Here is a 26,074-nt window from a genome sequence, read left to right as displayed (position 1 = left end):
GGTTGGGTATGCCGGTAGGAGCGTCAAGCCAGCTCCGGCTCCACCCGATCACGCCCGCCCTGCTTGGCGGCGTACACACCGGAATCGGCGCGCAGCAGCAAGGCGTCCGCGCCCTCGTCCGGGCGCCAGCAGGCAACGCCAAAGCTGGCCGTGACCACGCCGACGCCGTCGATGGAGGTCGCCCGCAGGCCACTCCATAGCTCGCTGGCCAGCGTGTAAGCCTGCAACGCGTCGCTGCCTGGGCACAGCACCATGAACTCTTCACCCCCCAGGCGGCAAAATACGTCGGTGCGGCGCAGCCGATGGCTGATCTGCTGGCAAATCCCCTGCAACACCCGATCACCGACGGCATGGCCGTGCTGGTCGTTGATGCGTTTGAAATGGTCGATGTCGAGCATGATCACCGACAGGTGCAGCCGGTCGCGCTGCGCCCGATCCAGTTCCGACTTCAGGCGCTCCTGGAAATAGCGCCGGTTATGGATGCCGGTCAGGGCATCGGTCACCGACAGGGCACGCAGTTCTTCCTCGACCCGCTTGAGGTCGGAGATATCGGTCAGGTAACCGTGCCACAGCGTACCGCCTTCGGACAACGGCTCAGGCGTGGCCTCACCACGCACCCAACGCAGGCCGCGCGTGGGCAACTGCACGCGATACTCTTCACGCCAGGGGCTCAGTTGGTCGGCTGACAAGCGTATGGACAGCAACACCCGCTCCTGATCCTCGGGGTGGATGCGCTGGAACACCACCCGGGCATCCTCGTGCAACAGTTCCAGATCAAGCTCGTAAATGTCCCGCAGGCCTTTGCTTGAATAGGTGAAACTGGCCGTGCCATTACCGTCCAGGCGTAGCTGAAAGATACCGCCGGGCACCTCGGCGCTGAGCTTTTCCAACAGCCGGTCCCTGGCAGCCAGGGCTTCGTGCACGCGCTTGCGTTCGGTGATATCGATACAGATCGCCAGGTGGCCAATCCACTGCGCCTGCTCATCCAGCACCGTGGTGGCGAGCATGTTGACGGCCAGGAAGGTGCCGTCACGGCGTACCAGGGTCCACTCGCGAGCCTCTTGCGCGCCTTCGCCCGGGGTTTCCACCAGCATGGCCTGAGCCAGCGGTATATCCCGTTCATAGTAGTGGCTGAGGGTGCGTGCGCGGGCTTGCAACTCTTGATGCAGGTGCAAGTCCTGAAGCGTCAGGTGGCCCACCACCTCGTTGGCGGTGTAGCCGAGCATCAGTTCGGCACCGGCATTGAACGTGGTGATGATGCCGCGCAAGTCGGTGGCAATGATCGCCACCTGGGTGGCGGCATTGAGCACGCTGCGCAATTGGTTGTGCGTACCGCGCAATGCCTGCTCGCTGGCGCGTAACTGCGAGGTGCGCTGCTCCACCAGGCGCTGAGCACGCTGGCGCTGGCTGACCAGGCTGTACAGCAGCGCGCTGAGCAACATGCTCAGCAGACCGCCCAGCATTACCACCATATTGACTGCCGAGCCCTGGTTGGCCTGCATGAAGGCAGTACTGGGGCGAATGTCCAACTGGTAATCACGGTCTGCCAGGCGCAACAGGTGGGTGGCCGCCAGCGGCGATTCAGCCGGCGCCTCGGCCGACTCGAACAACACCTCGTGACTGCCTTCGGTGGACAGGTCGAGGATACGTACGTTGAGGTTGTCGTCACTTTGCGACGGCAAGCCATCGGCCATCAACTGGCGCAGGCTGATCACGGCCATCACGAAACCCTTGACCGGGCCCTTGCCGTCCGGTGCCAGCACCGGTGCGACCATCAGCACGCCACGGGCATATTGCGGGTCCACGCCCACCAGGTTGATCGGCGGCGACACGGCCAGGCTGCCACTGGCCAACGCGCTGGCCAGGGTCAAGCGCCGCGGCTCCTGGGAGGCAATGTCGAAGCCCAGGGGCAATTTGCGGTGGGTTTGCGATTGGGTATAAAGCACCGGGTAGTACTCGGCCCGTTCCGGCGCCGGCACCAGGTTGCCGTGGCTGTCGAGCTCACGAATGGCAAAGTCAGCGTCGCCCTGCGCCCGTGCATCACGCTCAAAATCGCCGCGCTGTGCCTGCAGCACGCGGGGCGACCAGGAATAGGCCTGGGTGCGCAACAGCAATGGCCCGGCATAACCGTCATATTCATTGCGGGTAATATCGTCGGAATAGACGAAAAAACGCCGCAGGCCATCCAGGCGCTGGGCCTGATCCTGAAAGCGTTCTTCGATGCGGCTAAAACGCTCCCCAGCCAGCAATTCGAAACGCTGGCGCAACTGACGCTGGTACATCTCGCTGGTGCCCACCGCCAGCAGGCTGGTCAACAGCGTGCCAGCCACCAGCGCCAGGCCTGCGACCAACCAGGCGGAAGCGTCTTCACTGATGAAGCCGAGTATCTTGGGGCGAACGGCGTGCAACGACATAAGCAAAACTCACAACGCCGACGGGCAAAAAGAAACAGTGTGGCTCAGCTTCAGTTATAGCTATTTGCCACCAACTTGCCTAGTCACGCATGCAGTTAAAATTTAAATGCATAGGCGCAAAAAAGGGCTCTTAAAGAGCCCTTGATTTGATCAGCCAACGCACGCCTCATGGCGCAATCGTTTAGCGGGCCTGAATTTTCCAGGCGCGGTGGATCTTGGTGTTGCGAGCGAAGTCCGGGTCCAGGGTTTTAGCGCTGATTTCCTCGACGGCATACCGCTCGCCCAGGTGCTCGTCGAGCTGGAACTTGCGGAAGTTGTTGGAGAAATACAGCACGCCACCTGGCGCCAGGCGCGCCACGGCCAGGTCCAGCAATTGCACGTGGTCGCGCTGAACGTCGAACACGCCTTCCATGCGCTTGGAGTTAGAGAAAGTCGGTGGGTCGATGAAGATGAGGTCGTATTCATCGCGGCTGGCCGACAGCCAGGCCATCACGTCGCCCTGCTCCAAACGGTTTTTGTCGGAAAAACCATTGAGCGACAGGTTGCGCCGTGCCCAGTCCAGGTAGGTTTTGGACAAGTCCACGCTGGTGGTGCTGCGCGCGCCGCCCTTGGCCGCGTGCACGCTGGCGGTGGCGGTGTAGCAGAACAGATTGAGGAAACGCTTGCCCGCCGCCTCGCGCTGGATGCGCATGCGCATGGGCCGGTGGTCAAGGAACAGGCCGGTGTCCAGGTAGTCGGTCAGGTTGACCAGCAGTTTTACGCCGCCTTCCTGCACTTCGGTGAACTGGCCCTGGGGCGCTTTGGCGCTCGTACTGCTTGGTGCCGGCCTGGCGCTCGCGACGCTTGATGATCACCCGGCTCTTGTCGATGCCCAGCGCCTGGGGGATGGCAGCCAGGGCGTCGAACAGACGCGCCTGGGCCTTTTCCGGGTCGATGGAACGTGGAGCTGCGTACTCCTGCACGTGCACCCAGTCGTGGTACAGGTCGATGGCCAGCGCGTATTCGGGCATGTCGGCATCGTAGACACGGTAGCAATCGATCTGCTCCTTGCGCGCCCACTTGCCCAATTGCTTGAGGTTTTTCTGCAGGCGGTTGGCAAACATCTGCCCGCCTTCGCTCAGGCGCGCCTGCTCGACCACCGGCGCTGGCGCCGGGGTGGGCTTGATCGGGTTGCCGTTCTTGTTGAGGCGCGCGTACGGGTCCGGGGCCTGCACCGGCTGCTCGGCGTGCTCGGCCTGCAATTGCGCCTGCTCACGTTGCACCTGGCGCTGCTCGGGGGTCAGGCGTTCGCCGGTGACGAACTGGTCGGGCTGTACCTTGATCAGCAGCAGCTTGCACGGCAACGCGCCGTTCCAGAACGAATACTGCTTGTGGCTGCGGATGCCCATGCGCTTGCCCAGGTCAGGCGCGCCCGTGAACACCGCCGCCTCCCAGCCCAGGCAGGCCTGGCGCAGACGCTCGCCGAGGTTCTGGTAGAGGTACAGCAGGCTCGCCTCATCGCCCAGGCGCTCGCCGTAGGGAGGGTTGCAAATGACCAGGCCTTTCTGGTTCTGGTCGGTGCGCGGCTCAAAGGTGGCGACTTCGCCCTGGTAGATCTTGATCCAGTCGCTCAGGCCGGCGCGCTCGACGTTGTTGCGCCCCGGCTGGATCAGCCGTGGGTCGGCTTCATAGCCGCGAATCCACGCTGGGGTCTTGGCCAGGCCCGCCTCGGCGCGGGCCAGCGCCTCGTCGTGCAGCTTGCGGTACAGGGCCGGCACGTGGCCCAGCCAGGCACTGAAGCCCCAGCGGGTACGCTTGAGGTTGGGCGCGATGTCGGCGGCGATCATCGCCGCCTCGACCAGGAAGGTCCCCACGCCGCACATCGGGTCGGCCAGCGCGCCGCCTTGGGCAGCGATGCGCGGCCAGCCAGCGCGAATCAGGATCGCCGCCGCCAGGTTTTCCTTCAGGGGTGCCGCGCCTTGCTGCAGGCGGTAGCCGCGCTGGTGCAGGCTGTGGCCGGACAGGTCCAGGGACAGGATCGCCTCGCCACGGTCCAGGCGCAGGTGCACGCGCAGGTCCGGGTTGAGCTTGTCGACGCTGGGGCGCTCGCCCGAGGGGGTGCGCAGCTTGTCGACGATGGCGTCCTTGACCTTCAGGGCGCCGAAGTGTGTGTTGTCGATGCCCGAGCCATGGCCGCTGAATTCCACCGCCAGGGTGCCGTCGGGCAGCAGGTGGTCTTGCCAGTCCACCGAATTGACCCCGTCGTACAGATCGTCGGCGTTGGCCATGTTGAAGCGCTTGAGTACCAGCAACAACGCGGTTGCCCAAGCGCGACCACAGGCACAGGCGGTAGGCCGTTTCCATGTCGGCCATGCCGCGCACCGCCGAGGTGTGTTCGCGGGTGTCCTCAAGGCCCAGCCCAGTGGCTTCCTCAGCGAGCAGGCCTTCGAGGCCCTTGGGGCAGGTGAGAAAGAGTTCGTAACGGTCCGACATGGGTAATCCAGGGCCTTGAGCAATGAGTGGAGGGGCAACGCGTCACCCCACCAGAGTTTAATCAGGCGCTTTTCTAAAAGAGCGCCCGCGTGGCACCACCGCGGTGCCGTACCACCCGGACAAACCTGCCCAAATAGGCTTTGATCATCCGGGCAGAAAATAATTCTGCCTGACAAAAGGGGCAACAATGACCCTTCGTCGCTTATTCACTGACGCCAATTTGCCATCATCCCTGCCCGGCAAATGCGTCCCTTTATCAATGCAGCCCTCATCATAGCGGGCTTTGACTGCTTTCCACCCCAGAAGCATTTATTTACTTATGGTCTGGATACCTCAAACGTTACGCCCTTATGACAAAACGATCATTCACATCGGTCTGCGCATTGTTTAGAAATCTACACAGGTTGTCCCGCGACGGGACGACACCAATGCCCGCCACGCCGGCAGCGGGCGCACACCGGCAGAACGATTCTGCCCGGCCTCAGACGAGGCCGACGGGACATAACAGTCAACAGACGAGGGCAACACCCTATGAGAAGACTTAAGCGTGATCCGTTGGAACGAGCATTTTTACGCGGATACCAGTACGGCATCCATGGCAAATCCCGTGAGCTTTGCCCTTTTACTCTACCGTCAGTTCGTCAGGCCTGGATCAATGGCTGGCGCGAGGGACGCGGCGACAACTGGGACGGTATGACCGGCACTGCGGGCATCCATAGACTCAACGAAATTCGCGCCGTCGGCTGAACAGGAACCCCTTATTTCACACCTCTGAATTCACATTAACCACGCACGCTCCCTCCGAGCGGCGGGCTTCGGCCCAAGGGCCCCTTCAAGGGGCCCTTTTTTTGTCAGGGCTTGCGCGGCATCCCGGCGATTGCGTCCACCGCCTCACGGATCAAGGCCGGCCCCTTGTAGATGAAGCCCGAATAGATCTGCACCAGGCTTGCACCGGCGGCGATCTTCTGGGCCGCATGCTTGCCTTCGGTAATGCCACCGGCCGCGATGATCGGCATTTTGCCGCCCAGCTCGCCCGCCAGCACCTTGACGATATGGGTGCTTTTTTCCAGCACCGGCGCGCCCGACAACCCCCCTGCCTCGTCACCAAAGGCCAGGCCTTCGACGCCTTCGCGGCTCAGGGTGGTGTTGGTGGCGATTACCGCGTCCATGCCCGACTCCAGCAAGGCACTGGCCACCAGGGCGGTTTCTTCGTCGCTCATGTCCGGGGCAATCTTGATCGCCAGCGGCACGCGCTTGCCGTACTGGGCGGCCAGTACCTCACGCTGCTCGGCCAGGGCCTGCAGCAGTTGCTTGAGCGAGTCGCCGAACTGCAGGCTGCGCAGGCCCGGGGTGTTGGGCGAGCTGACGTTGACGGTCACGTAGCTGGCGTGATCGTAGACCTTGTTCAGGCAGATCAGGTAATCGTCGACCGCGCGTTCCACCGGGGTGTCGAAATTCTTGCCGATGTTGATGCCCAGCACGCCCTTGTAGCGAGCGGCCTGCACCCGGTGCAGCAGGTTGTCGACGCCCAGGTTGTTGAAACCCATGCGGTTGATGATGGCCGTGGCGTCAGGCAGGCGGAAGATCCGCGGCTTGGGGTTGCCGGGCTGCGGGCGCGGGGTCACGGTGCCGATCTCGACGAAGCCGAAGCCCAGTTGGGCGAAGCCGTCGATGGCCGCGCCGTTCTTGTCCAGGCCTGCGGCCAGGCCCACCGGGTTGGGAAACTGCAACCCCATCACCGTCACCGGCAGGCTCGTCGGCTTTTTGGCCAACAGGCTGTTGATGCCCAGGCGGCCACCGGCCCCGATCAGGTCCAGGGACAGGTCATGGGAGGTTTCCGGGGAGAGTTTGAACAACAGCTGGCGGGCCAGGGTATACATGGGCGGGCTAAGCTCGGCTATGGGACGATTCGATGGCGGCGATTATAACCGCGCAGCCGGCGTTTGTGGGGACCGATGGCATATGCATTGCTTGTCATCCTTCATCAGTGCCTGCCCCCTTGCAGCGGCAGGCCGTCGACAATGGCGTCGTCACACCCGCGGCTTTTCAGCTGACGGGCGGGCGGCGCTTTTTTTTGCAAGGGCGAACAGTAGATGACAGACATTCCAGCAGACCCCCTGGCCTGGGTGGCCGGCAGCGATGCTCCGGAAAAACGCAGCCTGAACATCGGCTTCATGGCCCTGAGCGACTGCGCCTCGGTGGTGGTGGCCGCCACCCAAGGCTTCGCCCAACCCCACGGGCTGACCCTTGACCTCAAACGCCAGAGCTCGTGGGCCAACCTGCGGGACAAACTGGTCAGTGGCGAACTGGATGCAGCCCACTGCCTGTATGGCATGGTGTACGCCGAACACCTGGGGATCGGCGGCGGCCCGGCCACCGACATGGCGGTGCTGATGGGGCTTAACCAGAACGGCCAGAGCCTGAACCTGTCACCGGCCCTGATGACGGCAGGCGTGACCGATGCTGAAGCATTGCGCCGCCACGTGCACCAAAGCCGCACAAAACTGACCTTCGCCCAGACCTTTCCCACCGGCACCCATGCCTTGTGGCTTTATTACTGGCTGGCCAGCCAAGGCATCCACCCGCTGGAGGACGTCAACAGCGTGGTGGTACCGCCGCCGCAGATGGTCGCCCACATGCAGGCCGCGCGCATCGACGGTTTTTGCGTGGGCGAGCCCTGGTGCGACAGTGCCGTGCGCCAGGGCCTGGGTTTTACCCTGGCAACCACCCAGGCGATCTGGCCCAACCACCCGGAAAAAGTCTTGGGCTGCACCCACGCCTTCGTCCAGCAGCACCCCAACAGTGCCCGGGCGCTGGTCAAGGCCGTGCTGGAAGCCAGCCGCTTCATCGAACAAAGCCCGGAAAACCGCCGCACCAGCGCGCAACTGATCAGCGCGCGCGAGTACCTCGACGCCCCGCTTGATTGCGTAGAGCCGCGCTTCATGGGCCACTACGCCGACGGCTTGGGTAATACCTGGCAGGACCCGCACGCGCTGCGCTTCCATGGCGACGGCCAGGTCAATCTGCCTTACCTGTCCGATGGCATGTGGTTCATGACGCAGTTTCGCCGCTGGGGCCTTTTGCGCGACGACCCGGACTACCTCGGCGTGGCCCGCCAGGTGCAGCAATTGGGCCTGTACCGCGAGGCCGCCCAGGCCTTGGGCGTGCCGTGCGACGATGCCGAACTGCGCAGCAGTCAACTGATCGATGGCAAGGTCTGGGATGGCCAGGACCCTGCCGGCTACGCCCGCAGCTTCCCTTTGCACGCGCTGGCTGGCGGTACGCCGCGGCTGGCCAGCCGATGAGCGGAGGTCACCCATGCTGCGCATCCTGTTGATCAACGACACCGCGAAAAAAGTCGGCCGCCTGAAAGTCGCACTCAGCGAAGCCGGGTTCGAGGTGATCGACGAGTCGGGGCTGACCATCGACCTGCCCGCACGCGTCGAAACGGTGCGCCCGGACGTGATTTTGATCGATACCGAGTCACCTAGCCGCGACGTCATGGAACAAGTGGTGCTGGTCAGCCGTGACCAGCCCCGGCCCATTGTGATGTTCACCGACGAGCACGACCCAGGGGTGATGCGCCAGGCGATCAAGTCCGGGGTCAGCGCCTATATCGTCGAAGGCATCCATGCCCAGCGCTTGCAACCGATCCTGGACGTGGCCATGGCGCGCTTTGAAAGCGACCAGGCCCTGCGCGCGCAGCTGCACGCCCGCGATCAGCAACTGGCCGAGCGCAAGCGCATCGAACTGGCCAAGGGGCTGCTGATGAAAATGAAGGACTGCAAGGAAGAAGAGGCCTATACCCTGATGCGCAGGCAAGCCATGAGCCGCCAGCAGAAGCTGATTCAGGTCGCCGAGCAAATCATCGCCATGAATGAAATGCTGGGGTAAGGGCAAGGCCTGCATCTTGGCCCAACCCTTGCTAATACAATACCCAGGTAGCCAACGGCGGTTGCCCCACATTGACCGACAAAGACGTCGCACCCCCCTCGCACATACGCGGGAAGGGTTGCGGCGTTTTTGCGTTTCTGGCCCCCAAGCATCGTCGAGGCATTGATGAATAAATCTTTCTGGAAATCCGGCCACGCCCCTACCCTGTTCGCGGCCTTCCTGTATTTCGACCTGAGTTTCATGGTCTGGTACCTGCTCGGCCCCCTGGCCGTGCAGATCGCCGCCGACCTGCAACTGACCACCCAGCAACGCGGCCTGATCGTCGCCACGCCCCTGCTCGCCGGCGCCATCCTCCGTTTGGTGATGGGCGTGGTGGTCGATCGCCTGTCACCCAAGACCGCCGGCCTGATGGGCCAGTGCGTGGTGATCGCGTCGCTGTTCTGCGCCTGGCATTTCGGTATCCACAGCTATGAGCAAGCCTTATTGTTGGGCGTGGCCCTGGGCGTGGCTGGTGCCTCCTTTGCCGTGGCCCTGCCCCTGGCCTCGCAGTGGTACCCACCACAACACCAGGGCAAGGCCATGGGCATCGCCGGGGCCGGTAACTCGGGCACCGTGTTCGCCGCTCTGTTCGCCCCCTTGTTGGCCGCCAGCTTCGGTTGGAGCAACGTGTTCGGCTTCGCGTTGATCCCGCTGGTGCTGGTATTGATCACCTTCACGTTGATGGCCCGCAACGCCCCCAACCGGCCAGCGGCCAAATCCGTGGGCGATTACCTCAAGGCCCTGGGTGACCGCGACAGTTGGTGGTTCATGCTGTTTTACTGCGTCACCTTTGGCGGCTTCATGGGCTTAGCCAGCGCCCTGCCCGGCTACTTCAACGACCAATACGGCCTGAGCCCGGTGACCGCCGGCTATTACACGGCGGCCTGCGTGTTCGGCGGCAGCATGATGCGCCCCCTGGGCGGTGCGTTGGCCGATCGTTTCGGCGGCATCCGCACGCTGCTGGCCATGTACACCCTGGCCGCGATCTGCGTCGCCGCCGTGGGCTTCCACCTGCCAAGTTCCTACGCAGCACTGGCGCTGTTCGTCATTGCCATGCTCGGCCTGGGTGCCGGCAATGGTGCAGTGTTCCAGTTGGTGCCACAGCGCTTTCGCCAGGAAATCGGCGTGATGACCGGCCTGATCGGCATGGCCGGTGGCATTGGCGGCTTCCTGCTGGTGGCGGGCCTGGGTGCGATCAAGCAGCACACCGGTGACTACCAGGCGGGCCTCTGGCTGTTCGCCGCGCTGGCCGTGGTGGCCTGGTTCGGCCTGCACGGGGTCAAGCGTCGGTGGCGCACCACGTGGGGTTCGGCCGCTGTTACTGCAGCCCGCGTCTGAGCATGGCCCTGCAACTGAGCATGGCCCACGCCAGCGCCTGCGGGCCGCGCGCACAAAACCAGGACGCGGTGCGCCTGGTTACCCCAAACCCGGGCCTGGCCGCCAGCAAAGGTTACCTGTTTGCCCTTGCCGACGGCGTCAGCCACTGCGCCGATGGCGCCCTGGCGGCCCGCTCCACGCTGCAGGCGCTGGCACTGGACTATTACGCCACCCCCGAAACCTGGACCGTGCCCCAAGCCCTGGACCGGCTGCTCAGCGCGCAAAACCGTTGGCTGCAAGCCAACGGCGGTGGCCAGCCGCTGCTTACCACCCTCAGCGCCTTGGTACTGCGCGGGCAGCGCTTCACCCTCGCCCACGTCGGCGACTGCCGTGCCTACCGCTGGTATCAGGGCGCGCTGCAGCGCATCAGCGAAGACCATGTATGGGAACATGCCCAGATGCAGCACGTGCTCAAGCGCGCCATGGGCCTGGATCAGCACCTGGTGGTGGACTATCTGGAAGGGGAGTTGCGCCAGGGCGAGCGTTTCCTGCTGCTGAGCGATGGCGTCTGGGCCACCCTGAATGACCACCAGATCAGTGCCACGCTGCGCGAGCACAGCGACGCCCAGAGCGTGGTGAACACGTTGGTCAAGGCGGCGCACCTGGCAGGCAGCCAGGACAATGCCAGTGCCGTGCTGGTGCACGTCGAACAACTGGGCCAGGCCAGCTTGGCCGAGCGCTTGCTGCACCTGCACACCTTGCCCCTGCCCCCGTCACTTAAAACCGGCCAGGCCTTCGAGGGCCTGACCGTGCTGGCAATGCTGAGCCAAACCCGTCAATCCGTCCTGTACCGCGTGCGCGATGCCCAGGGCCACTCCTGGCTACTCAAGACCTTGCCCGCCCGGCGCCACGACGAGCCCGGCGCGCAACAAGGCCTGCTGCTGGAGGAGTGGTTTCTCAAGCGCGTGGCTGGCCGCTACTTTCCCCAAGTGCATTCGCTGCCAGAGCGCCAGCACCTGTATTACCTGATGCGCGAATACCAAGGCCAAACCCTGGCCGAGCGCCTGGCCGAAAGCGGCCCATTGCCCCTGGCGGACTGGCAAGGCCTGGCTGCGCGTTTGATTCGTGCCCTTGGCATGCTGCACCGACGCAACATCCTGCACCGCGACATCAAGCCGCACAATCTGCTGCTGGGCGATGACCAAGAGCTGCGCGTGTTGGATTTCGGCCTGGCCTGGTGCCCCGGCCTGTCGGCAGATCCGCCCAACGAGCTGCCCGGCACCCCAAGCTACCTCGCCCCGGAAGCGTTTGCCGGTGCCGCCCCCAGCCCGCAGCAAGACCTGTATGCGGCCGGCGTCACCCTGTATCACCTGTTAACCGGGCACTACCCCTATGGTGAGATCGAAGCGTTCCAGCACCCGCGCTTTGGAACGCCTGCCAGTGCCAATCGCTACCGGCCGGACCTTCCGGATTGGCTGGAGGCAATCATCATGCGCAGCGTGCACAGTGATCCACAGCAACGCTTCGAGACGGCCGAAGAATGGTTGCTGGCTTTGGATCAGGGCGAGCGCCATCAACCTCAGCGCCGTTCACGCCCTTTGCTGGAGCGCGAACCGTTAAAGGTATGGCAGGCCCTCGCCCTGGCCTCGCTGGCTGTAAACATACTGTTGATATTTTGCCTTTTGAAAGGATAAGTACCTGACTGCAGAGATTTTTATTTGAGCTGAACTGTACGTCGCATTGGGGCCGCATGGCAGCGGCCTCTAAGCTGAGGGGGCTGAGCGCCATCAATGCGGTGGCCGGCATCGTGGTGGCGGCCAACCGGGGCAACATCAACGCCTTGAGCCTGGCAGCGCAGCCTTTGTTGACAGCATTGAAGCCGGTCTGAACGGCACTGCCAAATTCAAGGCAAAAAAAAGCCCGGCCTAAGCCGGGCTTTTCTCTAGAGGCTGGGTCCAATTACTTGGATTGAGCTTCTACTTGTGCTTCTACGCGACGGTTAACAGCGCGGCCAGCTTCAGTTTTGTTGTCTGCAACTGGGCGAGTTTCGCCGTAGCCAACCGAGTTAACGCGGTTGGATTCAACACCGTACTGGTTGACCAGAACCTGTTTAACGGCGCTAGCGCGACGCTCGGACAGTTTTTGGTTGTAAGCGTCAGGACCGACGTTGTCAGTGTGACCTTCAACAGTGGTGGTGGTTTGTGGGTACTGCTTCATGAAGTCAGCCAGGTTCTTGATGTCGCCGTAGCTGTTTGGCTTCACAACCGACTTGTCGAAGTCGAATTTCACGTCCAGCTGAACGCGAACCACTTCAGCAACTGCCGGGCAACCGTCAGCGTCAACGGTCACGTTGGCTGGGGTGTTAGGGCACTTGTCGACGTTGTCGCACACGCCGTCGTTGTCGCTGTCGGTGCAGGTTTCAGCTACTGGAGCTGGAGCTGCTTCAACTTTTTTGTCGCCGCCACCGAAGTTCACACCCAGGCCAACGGTAGGAGCGTAGTCCCACTTGCCGTTGTCCAGTTTGTAGGAAGCGTCAACACCGGCACGAGCGTACAGGTTGTTGGTGATGTACCACTTGGCGCCAGCGCCGATGGTAGCGAAAGTGGAGCTGTCGCGACCGCTGTGGCCGTCAGCTTCTACGTTGCTCAGGCTCTGGTGAGCGAAACCACCGGAAACGTAAGGACGGATAGCGTCGCCTACGGTACCGAAGTGGTACATGCCGGTCAGGGAACCGGTGTCGCCGTGGATTTTCTGGCTGCCAGTACCGTCGTTCGAACGAGTGTAGTTGGTCTTGCCGTAGCCCAGGATCAACTCAACGTCGTCAGTCAGGAAGTAGCCCAGCGAACCGCCAGCGGTACGGCCGTCTTCAACGTGCTTGACGCTGTCGTTGTAGTTCTTCTGGTAGAAGGCTTCACCTTCGACCGCGCCTTGGCCTTGCGCCAATACGCCGAAAGAAGTTGCGGCAACAAGAGAACCAATGGCCATGCCTAAGGTGTTTTTCAGTTTCATCCGTTAAATCCCCATCTGTGATTGTTAAGCAGTCCCACATTGAAAGGGGGACAACTCGGCGGCAAGTCTAGCAGAACTTGCCCAACGTTAGAGATATTTGCGCCTCACTAAGTTTCGGCAATGCCTGCAAATTTCTCACGAAGCTTGTCGAGCGCGCGTTTGTATCGCATTTTGGTCGCGCTCAGACCCATGTGCATGATGTCTGCAATCTCTTGGAATTCGAGCTCGGCGACAAACCGTAGCACCAGAATTTCACGATCGATCGGGTTCACATGCACAAGCCAGCGGTCAAGCCCACCTCGCTCCTCAGGCTTGGGCGTCTTCTCTTCGGATGCTTCCTCGAGCGGGTCGAGGCTCAGGGCATCCATCAGTCGACGCTTGCGCCTTTCCTTACGGTACTGCGTGATGCATTCGTTGTAAGTGATGCTGTAGAGCCAGGTCTTGAACTTCGATTTACCCTCGAAATTCTTCAGGCCATACAACACCTTCAACATCACCTCCTGACAGACATCGTCAGCGTCACGATCGTTCCCTAAATAACGTGCACACACGTTGAAGAGGGTGCGCTGGTAGCGCCGCATCAACTCTTCATAGGCGCGCGTCACATGAAACAGCTCCCCGTGCGAACGCTCCACCAGCTCCTCATCGGTAAGCTCGCGTGGGTCGTAACGCAGGGGCAGCGAATGTACTTTATTCAAAACAAGTCGGGCCGACAGTCAGGTCAATTCCGCCAAAGCCCGAACACCGGGCCTTTTTCGGCGGCATACATTAGCAGGATTTGCCGGGTCAGCGGCTACTTACACGCTGCTCAAGAAGGATCCGATTCGACAACGAGACCAGCTCACCCTCGTCGGTCAACAACGTCGTCTTGACCGTGCCGATCTCCTCGATCTGCCCTTCGACCTCTCCAACCCGCACTTGTTGCCCCACCTGGAACAATTCGCGCACGTAAATTCCGGCCAGGATCTGCCCGGCTATTTCCCGGCTGCCCAGGCCCATGGCCAACGCAACAGCCAGACCAACGGTAATCAAACCGATCACAATCACATGGTTCAGCAGGTCGGTCTTGACTTCCAACTGACTGATTGCAACCGAAATACTGATGATGATGACCAGCCACTGGGCCACTCGCCCAAGCCCCGCGGCATAGTCCAGACGCACGCCCTCGGCGGCACCACGCACCACGCCATTGACCAGTTGCGCCAACAACACGCCCACCAGCAGCACCAGCGCGGCACCAAAGACTTTTGGCAGATACAACGCCAACACATCCAGCGTAGCTGAAACTCGCTGCAAGCCCAGTGATTCCGCGGCCGACACCAGAAAAATCAGCAACACGAACCAGTAGACGATCTTGCCGATCACCGTGGAAATCGGCACCTGCATGCCGCCGCGGCTCATCAACTTGGTCAGCCCGGTACCCGCCATCAGGCGATCCAGGCCTAACTTGGCCAGCAGCTTGGACAGCAGGGTGTCGAGCAGCTTGGCCACCACGAAGCCCAGCAATACCACCACCAACGCGCCAAACAGGTTGGGGATGAAGCTTGCCACTTTCGTCCACAACGCCGTCATCGCAGCGACCAGGCTCGTGGTCCAGGGATCAAGTTCCATATTCAATCAGCCTTATCTGCATCGCGCGCAGTCGAATTACGTCGAGAAACCGGTGCCACATGGCCCGATCCATTGTTCACGGCAATCATGAACGCCTGCAGCCATCGGCCCATCAAGCTGAACAGATCGCCCGCGCCCACCTGACGGTTGGCGGTTTTCAATACGCGGCCCAGCACGGCGTCGTCATCACGAGCAGACGCCGAGGCCTTGAGCATGTCACGCAGTGACTCTTCAAACGGATCGTGCATACACAACCTCACGAAATATCAGTCAAAGACGTGGTCTGTCCAGCGCGGGTCACATCACGGGCCACTTCTAGCAACCCCGTTAAGGCAAGGTTCAGCTTCATACCCATCGCAGGCGTCGGAACAGCCACCACTGCCCCACCGCCACGGCAACCATCATCAGGCAGGCAAAAATGAACCCGTACGGGCTGGTCTGTCCGGGGATCCCCCCCACGTTGATGCCCAGCAAGCCTGTGAGAAAACTCATCGGCAGAAAAATCCCGGTGATGATACCGAAGCGGTACATGGTGCGGTTCATGCGCTCGTTCAAGCGCCGATCCTCGGCCTCGAGCACCAGCCCCACGCGCTCGCGGATCAATTCCAGCTCTTCGAGGTAGCGGGTCAGGCTGTTGTTCAATTCGTTCCAGTAATCCGCATCGTCGTCCACGAACCACGGCAGCTTGTTACGCGCCAACTGCCCGAAGATGTCCCGCTGCGGCGCCAAAAATCGCTTGAGCCCGGCGGCCCGCCGGCGCACGTGCAGCAAGCTGCCATGCTCGGGCGCATACCGTTCGTCGGCATCTATCTTGTCTTCTTCATCGTCGATGAATTCGCTGAGCTGGGTGACCAGCGCCTGGACCTTCTCGGTCAGGAATTGGGCCAAGTACAGAATCAGTTCGGATGCCGTGCGCGGGCCCTTGCCATCGTGCAGCAGGCCGAGCAATTCGTCGGTGGCGCGCAGGGGGCGCAAACGCAGGGAAATCACCCGTTGGGCCTGGGCGAAGATGCGCACCGAGACCATGTCTTCAGGCTCGGCGCCGGGGTTCAGGTTGACCCCGCGCAAGAACAGCAGCAGCTCGGCATCGGGTAAGGCCAACAACCGTGGGCGGGTATTCTCTTCCAGCAGCAGGTCACAGCTGAATTCACTTAGCCCGCTGGCCTGGCGCAGCCAGGTCTGGGTTTGCGGATGGCTGCGATCCCAATGCAGCCAGAGGCTTTCCTCGGGCTGCAGTTGCAGGTCATCCAGTTCAGTTCGAGCAATCGAACGCGCACCGCCTTTACCATCCAGCACCAGGGCATGTACCAGCCCCCACTGAGCGTTTTCTTCCTCGAACATCCTCACCCCGCTGGCTGTTGCAAACGTTTATTCAGGCATCTTCAATGCGCTGGGCGACACGATAACGCCATTGTTGTCGGCGTAGATGAATTCTCCCGGCTTGAACGTGACGCCGGCAAAGGTCACCGGCACGTTCAGTTCGCCCACGCCGCGTTTCTGGGTTTTCTTCGGGTGGCTGGCCAAGGCCTGCACGCCCAGGTCGGTTTGCGCCAGCACGTCCACGTCGCGCACGCAGCCGTAGATAACCAGGCCTTCCCAACCGCTCTTGGCGGCGTTCTCGGCGATCATGTCGCCCAGCAGCGCGCAGCGCAGCGAGCCGCCGCCATCGACCACCAGCACCTTGCCCTTGCCGGGCAGGTCGGCCTGCGACTTGACCAGGGAGTTGTCCTCGAAGCACTTGATAGTGACGATTTCGCCACCAAACGAGTCGCGCCCGCCGAAGTTACTGAACATAGGTTCCAGCACGGTGACCTGTTCTGGGTAGGCGTCGCACAAATCGGGAGTGAGGTAGTGCATGGGTAACTCCTGTCAGTCGAAGGAAATGAGGTATTCACATCTATTCGTCGTAGGAGCGGATTGATCCGCGAAGGCTGCGCTACCATATGCCTGCTGCACCGCGCAGCTCCCTTCGCGGATGAATCCGCTCCTACAGTAAAGCAGACGAATTCGGCGGGCCGACGTTTAGCTCACAACTAACCGTAACACGTTATCGCGCCACAATTATGACCAAGATCATACATTTAGTCACTTCAGGTTTCCGCCGTTACGCCCCTACCGGCACCCCTTCAGGCTGCGCCACCAACGGCGCGTTCGAATCCTTCAACCAACGCCCCACCAGTGGCCACACCTCAACCTGGGCGGCCTTGCTGACCAGCATTTCGACATGGCCGAAATTCTCGCTGAAGCCCTGCTCGCGCCCCAGCACCAGGAACTGGCGCTGGGCCGATCCAAACTGCTCGCACAGCTTGCGACAGGCCCAGATCGGGTCTTGGTGATCGCCAGCGGCCGCCACGCACAGCACGGGTACCGACGCCTCGCGCAAACCAGCCCACCAATCGTCCTTGCCATCACCGAAGCGACCGAACAGCCCGTTCCAGCGCAGCGCCTCCAAGGCCACGCCAATGGGCTCATCCTCCGGGCCGCGCTTGAGCCGCGAGCCAGAAATGTGCGGCAAGCGCTTGAGCAGCAAACGCCCACCCCACGCGACCGGTGGCATTTTCAGCGGCCAGTAGCTGCGGCTGACCTGGCTGCCGAACAGCGCGACCGAGGCCACATGGGCTTCGTCCAGGTAATGGCCGCCCAAGGCCGCCGCCAGGGTGATCCCGCCCAGGGAGTGCCCTACCCAGTGAGGCTTTTGCCCGGTTATTTCATGGACAAAGGCACCGATCACCGGCAAATCGTAACGGGCGTAATCGGCCACACGGTTCTGGCGATAGTCCAGGTTGCGGGGCGACAGGCCGTGGCCGCGCATTTCCGGCACCCACACGTCAAAACCGGCGCGCACAAGCCATGCGCCCAGGCCGATGCCACGGGGGGAAAACCAGAACCGGCGATTGGAAAAGCTGCCATGCAGCAAGATGACCGGCACGCCACTGGCCTGCTGGTCGGCGAACCCCAGGCGGGTCACGGCGATTTCGACGCTGGCGTCGGGGCTATTGGCGGCCTTGATTCGATACACGTCTTCACTCAGGTCGCCGCGACGCTCGGCACTGAGCAAGGCGACCGGGAAAAGATCACTACTGCTTTGCATAAGGCTTCTTGCACAGGAAAATTGGAAGTTAGAAACGCCTGTAGCAGCCGCCCCTGCAGGAGCATGGCTTGCCAGCGATAGCCCCCTCAAGGGCGCCATCGCTGGCAAGCCATGCTCCCGCAAAAGCGGCTGCCACAGGAGTGGGCGCCCCGCGGGCGCCCTGTTCAGTCGCTATCAGGCCGCGCCTTCGCCCTCTGCCAGGAAGAACCAGGTTTCCAGCACGGAATCGGGGTTCAGCGAAACGCTTTCGATGCCCTGCTCCATCAACCATTTTGCCAGGTCCGGATGGTCCGAAGGGCCTTGGCCGCAGATGCCGATGTACTTGCCGGCCTTGTTGCAGGCGGCAATGGCGTTGGCCAGCAGCTTTTTAACCGCCGGGTTACGCTCATCAAACAGGTGGGCGATGATCCCCGAGTCACGGTCCAGGCCCAGGGTCAACTGGGTCATGTCGTTGGAGCCGATGGAGAAGCCATCGAAGAACTCCAGGAACTCCTCGGCCAGGATGGCGTTGGACGGCAGCTCGCACATCATGATCACGCGCAGGCCATTGACGCCACGGCCCAGGCCGTTCTCAGCCAGCAGGTCGACCACTTGGCTCGCTTCGCCCAGGGTACGCACGAACGGCACCATGATCTCGACGTTGGTCAGGCCCATGTCGTTGCGCACGCGCTTGAGGGCGCGGCACTCAAGCTCGAAACACTCGCGGAACGATTCGCTGATGTAACGCGAAGCACCGCGAAAGCCCAGCATCGGGTTCTCTTCTTCGGGCTCGTAGAGTTTGCCGCCGATCAGGTTGGCGTATTCGTTGGACTTGAAGTCCGACAGGCGCACGATCACTTTTTTCGGCCAGAACGCCGCCGCCAGGGTGCTGATGCCCTCGACCAGCTTGTCGACATAGAAGTCCACCGGGCCGCTGTAACCGGCCACGCGCTTGTCGACGCTGTCCTTGATTTCCGGCGGCAGGCTGTCGTAGTTCAACAGCGCCTTGGGGTGCACGCCGATCATGCGGTTGATGATGAACTCCAGCCGCGCCAGGCCCACGCCGGCGTTCGGCAGTTGCGCGAAGTCAAAGGCGCGGTCGGGGTTGCCGACGTTCATCATGATCTTGAACGGCAACTCCGGCATGGCGTCCACGGAGTTCTTCTTGATGTCGAAGCCCAGTTCGCCTTCGAAGATGTAGCCGGTGTCGCCTTCGGCGCACGACACGGTCACGCCTTGGCCATCCTGCAGCAGTTGGGTGGCGTTGCCGCAACCCACCACCGCCGGGATGCCCAGTTCACGGGCGATGATCGCCGCGTGGCACGTGCGCCCGCCGCGGTTGGTGACGATGGCGCTGGCGCGCTTCATTACCGGTTCCCAGTCCGGGTCGGTCATGTCGGACACCAGCACGTCGCCCGGCTGGACCTTGTCCATCTCCGACACGTCCTTGATGATGCGCACCTTGCCTGCACCAATGCGCTGGCCAATGGCACGCCCTTCCACCAGCACGGTGCCGGTTTCCTTGAGCAAGTAGCGCTCCATGACATTGGCCTGGGAGCGGCTTTTCACGGTTTCCGGGCGGGCCTGCACGATGTACAGCTTGTTGTCGTCACCGTCCTTGGCCCATTCGATGTCCATCGGGCACTGGTAGTGCTTCTCGATGATCATCGCCTGCTTGGCCAGCTCGCTGACCTCGGCATCGCTCAGGCAGAAGCGCGCACGGTCGGCCTTGTCCACGTCGATGGTCTTGACCGACTTGCCGGCCTTGGCCTCATCGCCGTAGATCATCTTGATGGCCTTGCTGCCCAGGTTGCGGCGCAGGATGGCCGGGCGACCGGCATCAAGGGTGTGCTTGTGCACGTAGAATTCGTCTGGGTTGACCGCACCTTGCACCACGGTTTCGCCCAGGCCGTAGGCGCCGGTGATGAACACCACGTCACGGAAGCCCGACTCGGTGTCCAGGGTGAACATCACGCCGGCGGTGCCGGTTTCGGAGCGCACCATGCGCTGCACGCCGGCCGACAGGGCCACCAGCTTGTGGTCAAAACCCTGGTGCACACGGTAGGAAATGGCCCGGTCGTTGAACAGCGAGGCAAACACTTCCTTGGCCGCGCGGATCACGTTCTCGACGCCACGGATGTTCAGGAAGGTTTCTTGCTGGCCGGCGAAGGAGGCGTCCGGCAAGTCTTCGGCGGTGGCCGAGGAGCGCACCGCCACGGCGATGTCCGGGTTGCCCTTGGACAGCTCGGCGAAATGCGTGCGGATTTCCTCGTTCAGTTGCTCGGGGAACTCGGCGTCCATGATCCATTGGCGGATTTGCGCGCCGGTCTTGGCCAAGGCGTTGACGTCGTCCACGTCCAAGGCATCGAGCGCCGCGTGAATCTGGGCGTTGAGACCACTCTGTTCGAGGAAGTCACGGTAAGCCTGAGCGGTAGTGGCAAAGCCACCGGGTACCGACACGCCAGCACCGGCAAGGTTGCTGATCATCTCGCCCAGGGATGCGTTCTTGCCCCCTACGTGTTCGACATCATGTTTGCCGAGCTTATCGAGGGAAACTACGTACTCTACCAAGGTGATCTCTCCACTAACTGTGTTGGAAAAGCTCAGGACGCCGGAGGCTCCAGAGGGAGCGTTCCGAGCGATGATGGCCTGGACCTGGAAAATAAGTGAGAATGCTGGCCATTCAAGACCGACAAATCCGGCCTATCATATCCAAGAATCGTCACCAGCTTAAGGCCCAAGGCGCAAATGAAACGATCTGCTTTCTTTATCTCCGACGGCACCGGCATCACGGCCGAGACCCTGGGGCAAAGCCTCTTGGCTCAATTTGAAAACATTACCTTCAACAAGTTCACGCGCCCGTACATCGACAGCGTCGACAAAGCCCGGGCCATGGTCCAGCAAATCAACGTCGCGGCCGAGAAGGACGGGGTTCGCCCGATCATCTTCGACACCATCGTCAACCAGGAAATCCGCGAGATACTGGCCACCTCCAACGGCTTCATGATCGACATTTTCTCGACCTTTTTGGCACCGCTGGAAATGGAACTCAGCGCCCATTCGTCGTACTCGGTGGGCAAATCCCACTCCATTGGGCACAACTCCAACTACATGGAGCGCATCGAGGCGGTCAACTTCGCCCTGGACAACGACGACGGGGCCCGCACCCACTACTACGACAAGGCTGACCTGATTCTGGTCGGTGTTTCGCGATGCGGCAAGACGCCTACCTGTCTATACATGGCCATGCAATTCGGCATCCGCGCCGCCAACTACCCGCTGACCGAGGATGACATGGAGCGCCTGCAACTGCCGGCGGCCCTCAAGGCCCACCAGCACAAGCTGTTCGGCCTGACCATCGACCCCGATCGCCTGACCGCTATCCGCCACGAGCGTAAGCCCAACAGCCGCTATTCCAGCTTCGCCCAGTGCGAATTCGAAGTGCGCGAGGTGGAAAGCCTGTTCCGCCGCGAGAACATCCCGCACATCAACTCCACGCATTTCTCGGTGGAAGAGATCTCGGCGAAGATCCTCGTTGAAAAAGGCGTGGAGCGGCGTTTCAAGTAGCCCCGCTTACAACTTGCAACGTGTCCCTCGGCGCCCAACGCTGGCGCCAATAAACCTGCGTGATAGAATGCTGCGCCCTTGATCCGGATGGCAGGCTTTTCCGGCCCGTGGTGAACCAACACCGGCGGCCCCGCTCAAAAGATCGCCCTGCACCGCACCCGGACCTTATGAGACTCAAATCCTTCCCCTCCTTGTTCTGCCTGCTGGTGATGCCAGGCCTGAGCGCGGCTGCCGACAAATCCGTGTACGGGCTTAACGAATACGCCCGCCTGAGCGACATAGACCTGGAAGTGGCGGCCAAACTCGACACCGGGGCCAAGACCGCCTCGCTCAGCGCCCGCGACATCAAGCGCTTCAAGCGCGATGGCGAGTCCTGGGTGCGCTTCTACCTGGCCATCGACGCCGCCCACGAGCATCCCATCGAACGCCCGTTGGCCCGGGTCAGCAAGATCAAGCGCCGCGCCGGTGACTATGACCCGGACGAAGGCAAGCACTACACTGCAAGACCGGTCATCGCGCTGGACATCTGCATGGGCACCGCCTTGCGCAGCATCGAGGTCAACCTCACCGACCGCAGCGCCTTCCAGTACCCGCTGCTGATCGGCTCCGAAGCCCTCAAGCACTTCGACGCCCTGGTCGACCCCAGCCTAAAATACGCTGCTGGCAAACCTGCCTGCGCCACAAACGCTCAAACCGCAGAGTAATTTGAATGCGCTCTCTTACCCTTCATCTGAAAATCCTGATCGGCGTCCTGGTGACTCTGGGCCTGGCGATCACGGCCTATCAGATCCTCGTGCTCGGCATCCCGGTGACCGAAGACGAAACCGACGACCTGTGGAACATCGACGCGAAGGTCGAGTTCGTCGCCAACCCCAAGGACCCGGTCAAGATCCAGATGTTCGTGCCGCCGCTGACCCGCGACTACGTCAGCCTCAACGAGAGCTTCATCTCCAACAACTACGGGGTCAGCGTCAACCGCATCGACGGCAACCGCAAGGTGACTTGGTCGGCGCGCCGTGCCACCGGCAACCAGACGCTGTACTACCGCCTGGTGCTGACCAAGCGCTACAGCGGTGAAAAGACCAAGATCAAGGGCCCGATCTTCCGCGACAGCATGACCATCGATGGCCCGGAAAAAATTGCCGCCGAAGCCCTGCTGGCGCCGATCCGCCAGCACTCGGCCGACGTCGAGACCTTTGTCAGCGAAACCATCAAGCGGGTCAACAACCTGGCCGACGATAACGTCAAGCTGCTGCTGGCAGGCGACCCGTCCACCGCGCACAAGGCGCGGATCATCGATTTGCTGCTGTCCATTGCCCACGTGCCAATGGAAAAGGTGCACACCATCCGCCTGGTGGCCGACCAACCGCAAATGCCCGAACTCTGGCTGCGCAGCTTCAATGGCAGCAACTGGCTGTACTTCAACCCTGACACCGGCGAGCAAGGCCTGCCCACCGACCGCCTGCTGTGGTGGACCGGCGATGACAACCTGATCACCGTGGATGGCGGCAAGAAGGCCGCCGTGACCTTTACCCTGAACAACAGCGAAATGAACGCCATTCGCCTGGCGAAACTGACCGACGAGAACACCGACGCCGACTTTCTCGAGTACTCGCTGTACAGCTTGCCGCTGCAAACCCAGCAAACCTTCATGATCATGGTGATGATCCCGATCGGCGTGCTGGTGATCCTGATCCTGCGCAACCTGATCGGCCTGCAGACGCTGGGCACCTTTACCCCGGTGCTGATCGCCCTGGCGTTCCGTGAAACCCAATTGGGCTTCGGCATCGCGCTGTTTACCATCATCACCGCCTTGGGCCTGTCGCTGCGCTCCTACCTTGAGCACCTCAAGCTGCAAATGCTGCCCAGGCTCTCGGTGGTACTGACCTTCGTGGTGGTGCTGATCGCCGCCATCAGCCTGTTCAGCCACAAGTTGGGGTTGGAGCGCGGGCTGTCGGTGGCGCTGTTCCCGATGGTGATCCTGACCATGACCATCGAACGCCTGTCCATCACCTGGGAAGAGCGCGGCGGCAGCAATGCCATCAAGGTGGCCATCGGCACGCTGTTCGCCGCCTCCCTGGCGCATTTGCTGATGACTGTGCCGCAACTGGTGTACTTCGTGTTCACCTTCCCGGCCGTGCTGCTGGTGATGGTCGGCTTCATGCTGGCAATGGGGCGCTACCGCGGCTACCGCTTGACCGAGTTGATACGCTTCAAAGCCTTCGTCAAGGCGGAAAGCTGACATGTTTGGCTTTTTCAAGACCTGGAAGGCCCTGGAGGCCCGCGGCATCATGGGCATCAACCGGCGTAACGCCTGACTTCGTGCTCAAGTACAACAAGCGCAGCCTGTACCCCATCGTCGATGACAAGATCATCACCAAGGAACGGGCCATCGCCGCGGGCATCCACGTGCCGGAAATGTACGGGGTGATCTCCACCGAGAAAGAGATCGAAAAGCTCGACGAGATCATCGGCGGGCGCAGCGACTTCGTCATCAAGCCGGCCCAGGGCGCCGGCGGGGACGGCATCCTGGTGGTGGCCGACCGTTTCGAGGAGCGCTTTCGCACGGTGTCGGGCAAGATCATCAGCCATGAAGAAATCGAGCACCAGATCAGCAGCATCCTCACCGGCCTGTACTCCCTGGGCGGCCACCGCGACCGGGCGCTGATCGAATACCGCGTCACCCCCGACCAGATTTTCAAAAGCATCAGCTACGAGGGCGTGCCCGACATCCGCATCATCGTCTTGATGGGCTACCCGGTGATGGCCATGCTGCGCCTGCCCACGCGCCAGTCCGGCGGCAAGGCCAACCTGCACCAGGGCGCCATCGGCGTGGGCGTGGACCTGGCGACCGGCGTGACCCTGCAAGGCACCTGGCTGAACAGCATCATCAGCAAGCACCCCGATACCACCAACGCGGTGGACGGCGTGCAACTGCCCAACTGGGACGGCTTCATGAAGCTGGCGGCCGGCTGTTTTGAGCTGTGCGGCCTGGGCTACATTGGCGTGGACATGGTGCTGGACCAGGAAAAGGGCCCGCTGATCCTCGAACTCAACGCCCGCCCCGGCCTGAACATCCAGATTGCCAACGACTGCGGCCTCAACCACCGCACCCAGGCGGTGGAAGCACACTTGGCCGAGCTTGCGGCCGATGGCCGCACCGAAACCCCCGAAGAGCGCGTGCGCTTTACCCAGGCGTTGTTCGGGCACGTGCCCAGCACCTGAACCCTACTGACAGGGGCGCTCGCCGGGCATACAATCGCGCCCCTCGCTTTCGATGGCCGTTCACACCGCGCATGCCAACCTGCACCCTGCACCCTTTGCCCTACGCCGCCGACCCCGCCGATTTTTTCGCCGCGATCCGCCACGCTCCCGGCGCAGTGCTGCTCGACAGCGCCCGCCCGGTGGCCACGCGCGGCCGCTACGACATCCTCAGCGCCTGGCCGCTGCAGACCCTGGACGTGGCCGAAGGCGAGCGCGGCGAAGCGTATTTGCAACGCTTGCGTGACAGCCTGGCGCGCCTGGGGCCGGCCGATTGCACACTGCCGTTCGCCGGCGGCCTTATCGGCTACCTGAGCTACGACTTCGGCCGGCGCCTGGAGCACTTCCCGTCGCCCAACCGCGATGACCTGCACCTGCCCCAAGCGCGCCTGGGCCTGTACGCCTGGGCGCTGATCAGCGATCACCTGGAGCAGACCAGCCAGTTGGTGTTCCACCCGGCCCTGGCCGACACCGAACGCCAGCGCCTGATCACGCTGTTCGGCCAACCGGCGCTGGCGCCAAGCGCCACCTTCCACCTGACCACCCCCATGCAGGGCGACATCAGCGCGGCGCACTACCGCGCAGCTTTCGAGCGCATCCAGGCCTACATCCAGGCCGGCGATTGCTACCAGGTCAACCTCACCCAACGGTTTCGCGGCCAGTGCCAGGGCGATGCTTGGGCAGCTTATTGCGCCCTGCGCGCGGCCTGCCCCACGCCATTCGCAGGCTTCCAGCAACTGGCCGACGGCAGCGCGTTGCTCAGCCTGTCGCCGGAACGGTTCATCCAGGTGCACGCAGGCCAGGTCGAAACGCGGCCGATCAAGGGCACCCGGCCACGCAGCGCCGACCCGGCGCAAGACGCCGCCAACGGCGCCGAACTGTTGGCCAGTGCCAAGGACCGTTCGGAAAACCTGATGATCGTCGACCTGCTGCGCAACGACCTGGGCCGCAGCTGCCGCATTGGCTCGGTGCGGGTGCCGGAACTGTTCCAACTGGAAAGCTACCCCAACGTGCACCACCTGGTCAGCAGCGTCACCGGCGAGCTGGCGCCGGGCAAGGACTGCCTGGACCTGATCGCCGGCAGCTTCCCCGGCGGTTCCATCACCGGCGCGCCGAAGATCCGCTCGATGCAGATCATCGACGAAGTGGAGCCCACCCAGCGCGGGCTGTACTGCGGCTCGCTCTTGTACCTGGACGTGCGCGGCAACATGGACAGCTCCATCGCCATCCGCAGCCTGCTGATCAAGGACGGCCAGGTCAGTTGCTGGGGCGGCGGCGCGATCGTCGCCGACTCGCAATGGCAAGCGGAGTACGAAGAGTCGATCACCAAGGTCCGGGTCTTGATGGAAACGTTGCAGGCGCTGTAAGCCGTGGCGGCAAAGATTTTGTTACCATTGGCCCACTAGAGCGCCCAGCGCCA

At 62.3% G+C, this 26,074-nt stretch carries 20 protein-coding genes and 2 pseudogenes; 11 read left to right on the top strand and 11 right to left on the bottom strand.

Going from position 1 to position 26,074, the window contains the following annotated elements; all coding sequences use genetic code 11:
* Positions 1-23: 23 nt before the first annotated feature.
* Together L9B60_RS21535 and rlmKL are read right to left on the bottom strand one after the other, a co-directional pair.
* Positions 24-2,414, bottom strand: coding sequence for a sensor domain-containing diguanylate cyclase (locus L9B60_RS21535; protein WP_249672974.1), 2,391 nt, complete (start codon positions 2,412-2,414; stop codon positions 24-26).
* Between the two features lie 181 nt (positions 2,415-2,595).
* A pseudogene (gene rlmKL / locus L9B60_RS21530) lies at positions 2,596-4,886 on the bottom strand (bifunctional 23S rRNA (guanine(2069)-N(7))-methyltransferase RlmK/23S rRNA (guanine(2445)-N(2))-methyltransferase RlmL).
* A gap of 531 nt (positions 4,887-5,417) precedes the next feature.
* Between rlmKL and rmf the strand changes: the two are divergent.
* Positions 5,418-5,633: a ribosome modulation factor gene (rmf, locus tag L9B60_RS21525; protein WP_249672972.1), complete on the top strand. Its 216-nt coding sequence runs from the start codon at positions 5,418-5,420 to the stop codon at positions 5,631-5,633.
* A gap of 104 nt (positions 5,634-5,737) precedes the next feature.
* Here the strand turns inward: rmf and L9B60_RS21520 are convergent, their stop codons facing one another.
* Positions 5,738-6,766 (bottom strand): quinone-dependent dihydroorotate dehydrogenase, encoded by a 1,029-nt coding sequence (locus L9B60_RS21520; protein WP_249672968.1) that lies wholly within the window; start codon positions 6,764-6,766, stop codon positions 5,738-5,740.
* A gap of 213 nt (positions 6,767-6,979) precedes the next feature.
* Here L9B60_RS21520 and L9B60_RS21515 point away from each other — a divergent pair, with 213 nt between their 5' ends.
* From L9B60_RS21515 to L9B60_RS21495, 5 genes are all read left to right on the top strand, one after another.
* Positions 6,980-8,191, top strand: a complete 1,212-nt coding sequence (locus tag L9B60_RS21515) for a CmpA/NrtA family ABC transporter substrate-binding protein (protein ID WP_249672965.1) — start codon at positions 6,980-6,982, stop codon at positions 8,189-8,191.
* A 13-nt stretch (positions 8,192-8,204) separates the two neighbouring features.
* Positions 8,205-8,780 carry an ANTAR domain-containing response regulator gene (locus L9B60_RS21510; RefSeq protein WP_249672963.1) on the top strand — a complete coding sequence of 192 codons (576 nt, stop codon included), beginning with the start codon at positions 8,205-8,207 and terminating at the stop codon, positions 8,778-8,780.
* A gap of 165 nt (positions 8,781-8,945) precedes the next feature.
* Positions 8,946-10,157: a nitrate/nitrite transporter gene (locus tag L9B60_RS21505; protein ID WP_249672961.1), complete on the top strand. Its 1,212-nt coding sequence runs from the start codon at positions 8,946-8,948 to the stop codon at positions 10,155-10,157.
* 2 nt (positions 10,158-10,159) lie between these two features.
* Positions 10,160-11,830, top strand: coding sequence for a bifunctional protein-serine/threonine kinase/phosphatase (locus tag L9B60_RS21500; RefSeq protein ID WP_249672959.1), 1,671 nt, complete (start codon positions 10,160-10,162; stop codon positions 11,828-11,830).
* Positions 11,831-11,886: 56 nt separating this feature from the next.
* A complete protein-coding gene (locus L9B60_RS21495; RefSeq protein WP_249672958.1) occupies positions 11,887-12,024 on the top strand; it encodes a hypothetical protein in 138 nt (45 codons plus the stop codon).
* Positions 12,025-12,095: 71 nt separating this feature from the next.
* On the opposite strand, the gene L9B60_RS21490 is transcribed toward L9B60_RS21495, so the two are convergent.
* The 8 genes from L9B60_RS21490 to ppsA form a co-directional block, all read right to left on the bottom strand.
* Entirely contained in the window at positions 12,096-13,145 is a 1,050-nt protein-coding gene (locus L9B60_RS21490) for an OmpA family protein (RefSeq protein ID WP_249672956.1), read from the bottom strand.
* A 107-nt stretch (positions 13,146-13,252) separates the two neighbouring features.
* Positions 13,253-13,843 carry an RNA polymerase sigma factor SigX gene (sigX, locus tag L9B60_RS21485; protein ID WP_249672955.1) on the bottom strand — a complete coding sequence of 197 codons (591 nt, stop codon included), beginning with the start codon at positions 13,841-13,843 and terminating at the stop codon, positions 13,253-13,255.
* 88 nt (positions 13,844-13,931) lie between these two features.
* Positions 13,932-14,756, bottom strand: a complete 825-nt coding sequence (locus L9B60_RS21480) for a mechanosensitive ion channel family protein (RefSeq protein ID WP_249672953.1) — start codon at positions 14,754-14,756, stop codon at positions 13,932-13,934.
* A 2-nt stretch (positions 14,757-14,758) separates the two neighbouring features.
* Positions 14,759-15,010 (bottom strand): CrfX protein, encoded by a 252-nt coding sequence (locus L9B60_RS21475; protein ID WP_249679856.1) that lies wholly within the window; start codon positions 15,008-15,010, stop codon positions 14,759-14,761.
* A gap of 91 nt (positions 15,011-15,101) precedes the next feature.
* Positions 15,102-16,097 carry a divalent cation transporter CmaX gene (gene cmaX, locus L9B60_RS21470; RefSeq protein WP_249672951.1) on the bottom strand — a complete coding sequence of 332 codons (996 nt, stop codon included), beginning with the start codon at positions 16,095-16,097 and terminating at the stop codon, positions 15,102-15,104.
* Between the two features lie 27 nt (positions 16,098-16,124).
* Positions 16,125-16,613, bottom strand: a complete 489-nt coding sequence (rraA, locus tag L9B60_RS21465; protein WP_249672949.1) for a ribonuclease E activity regulator RraA — start codon at positions 16,611-16,613, stop codon at positions 16,125-16,127.
* Positions 16,614-16,860: 247 nt separating this feature from the next.
* Positions 16,861-17,847 (bottom strand): alpha/beta fold hydrolase, encoded by a 987-nt coding sequence (locus L9B60_RS21460; RefSeq protein WP_249672947.1) that lies wholly within the window; start codon positions 17,845-17,847, stop codon positions 16,861-16,863.
* Positions 17,848-18,021: 174 nt separating this feature from the next.
* Positions 18,022-20,397, bottom strand: a complete 2,376-nt coding sequence (gene ppsA, locus L9B60_RS21455) for a phosphoenolpyruvate synthase (protein WP_249672946.1) — start codon at positions 20,395-20,397, stop codon at positions 18,022-18,024.
* Positions 20,398-20,574: 177 nt separating this feature from the next.
* On the opposite strand from ppsA, the gene ppsR reads away from it, so the two are divergent.
* The 5 genes and pseudogenes from ppsR (at position 20,575) to pabB (ending at position 26,021) form a co-directional block, all read left to right on the top strand.
* Positions 20,575-21,393: a posphoenolpyruvate synthetase regulatory kinase/phosphorylase PpsR gene (ppsR, locus tag L9B60_RS21450; RefSeq protein ID WP_249672944.1), complete on the top strand. Its 819-nt coding sequence runs from the start codon at positions 20,575-20,577 to the stop codon at positions 21,391-21,393.
* Positions 21,394-21,560: 167 nt separating this feature from the next.
* Positions 21,561-22,097 carry a retropepsin-like aspartic peptidase RloA gene (gene rloA / locus L9B60_RS21445; protein WP_249672942.1) on the top strand — a complete coding sequence of 179 codons (537 nt, stop codon included), beginning with the start codon at positions 21,561-21,563 and terminating at the stop codon, positions 22,095-22,097.
* A gap of 5 nt (positions 22,098-22,102) precedes the next feature.
* On the top strand, positions 22,103-23,635 hold the full coding sequence (gene rloB / locus L9B60_RS21440; protein ID WP_249672940.1) for an osmotic stress tolerance membrane protein RloB: 1,533 nt from the start codon (positions 22,103-22,105) through the stop codon (positions 23,633-23,635).
* Position 23,636: 1 nt separating this feature from the next.
* Positions 23,637-24,618, top strand: a pseudogene (locus L9B60_RS21435) (alpha-L-glutamate ligase-like protein).
* Between the two features lie 71 nt (positions 24,619-24,689).
* A complete protein-coding gene (pabB, locus tag L9B60_RS21430) occupies positions 24,690-26,021 on the top strand; it encodes an aminodeoxychorismate synthase component I (RefSeq protein ID WP_249672939.1) in 1,332 nt (443 codons plus the stop codon).
* Positions 26,022-26,074: the final 53 nt, after the last annotated feature.

This window comes from Pseudomonas abieticivorans (genome assembly GCF_023509015.1).
Classification (GTDB): domain Bacteria; phylum Pseudomonadota; class Gammaproteobacteria; order Pseudomonadales; family Pseudomonadaceae; genus Aquipseudomonas; species Aquipseudomonas abieticivorans.
Note: the sequence above shows the minus strand (reverse complement) of the source record. Positions and strands in the feature narration are given on the sequence as shown.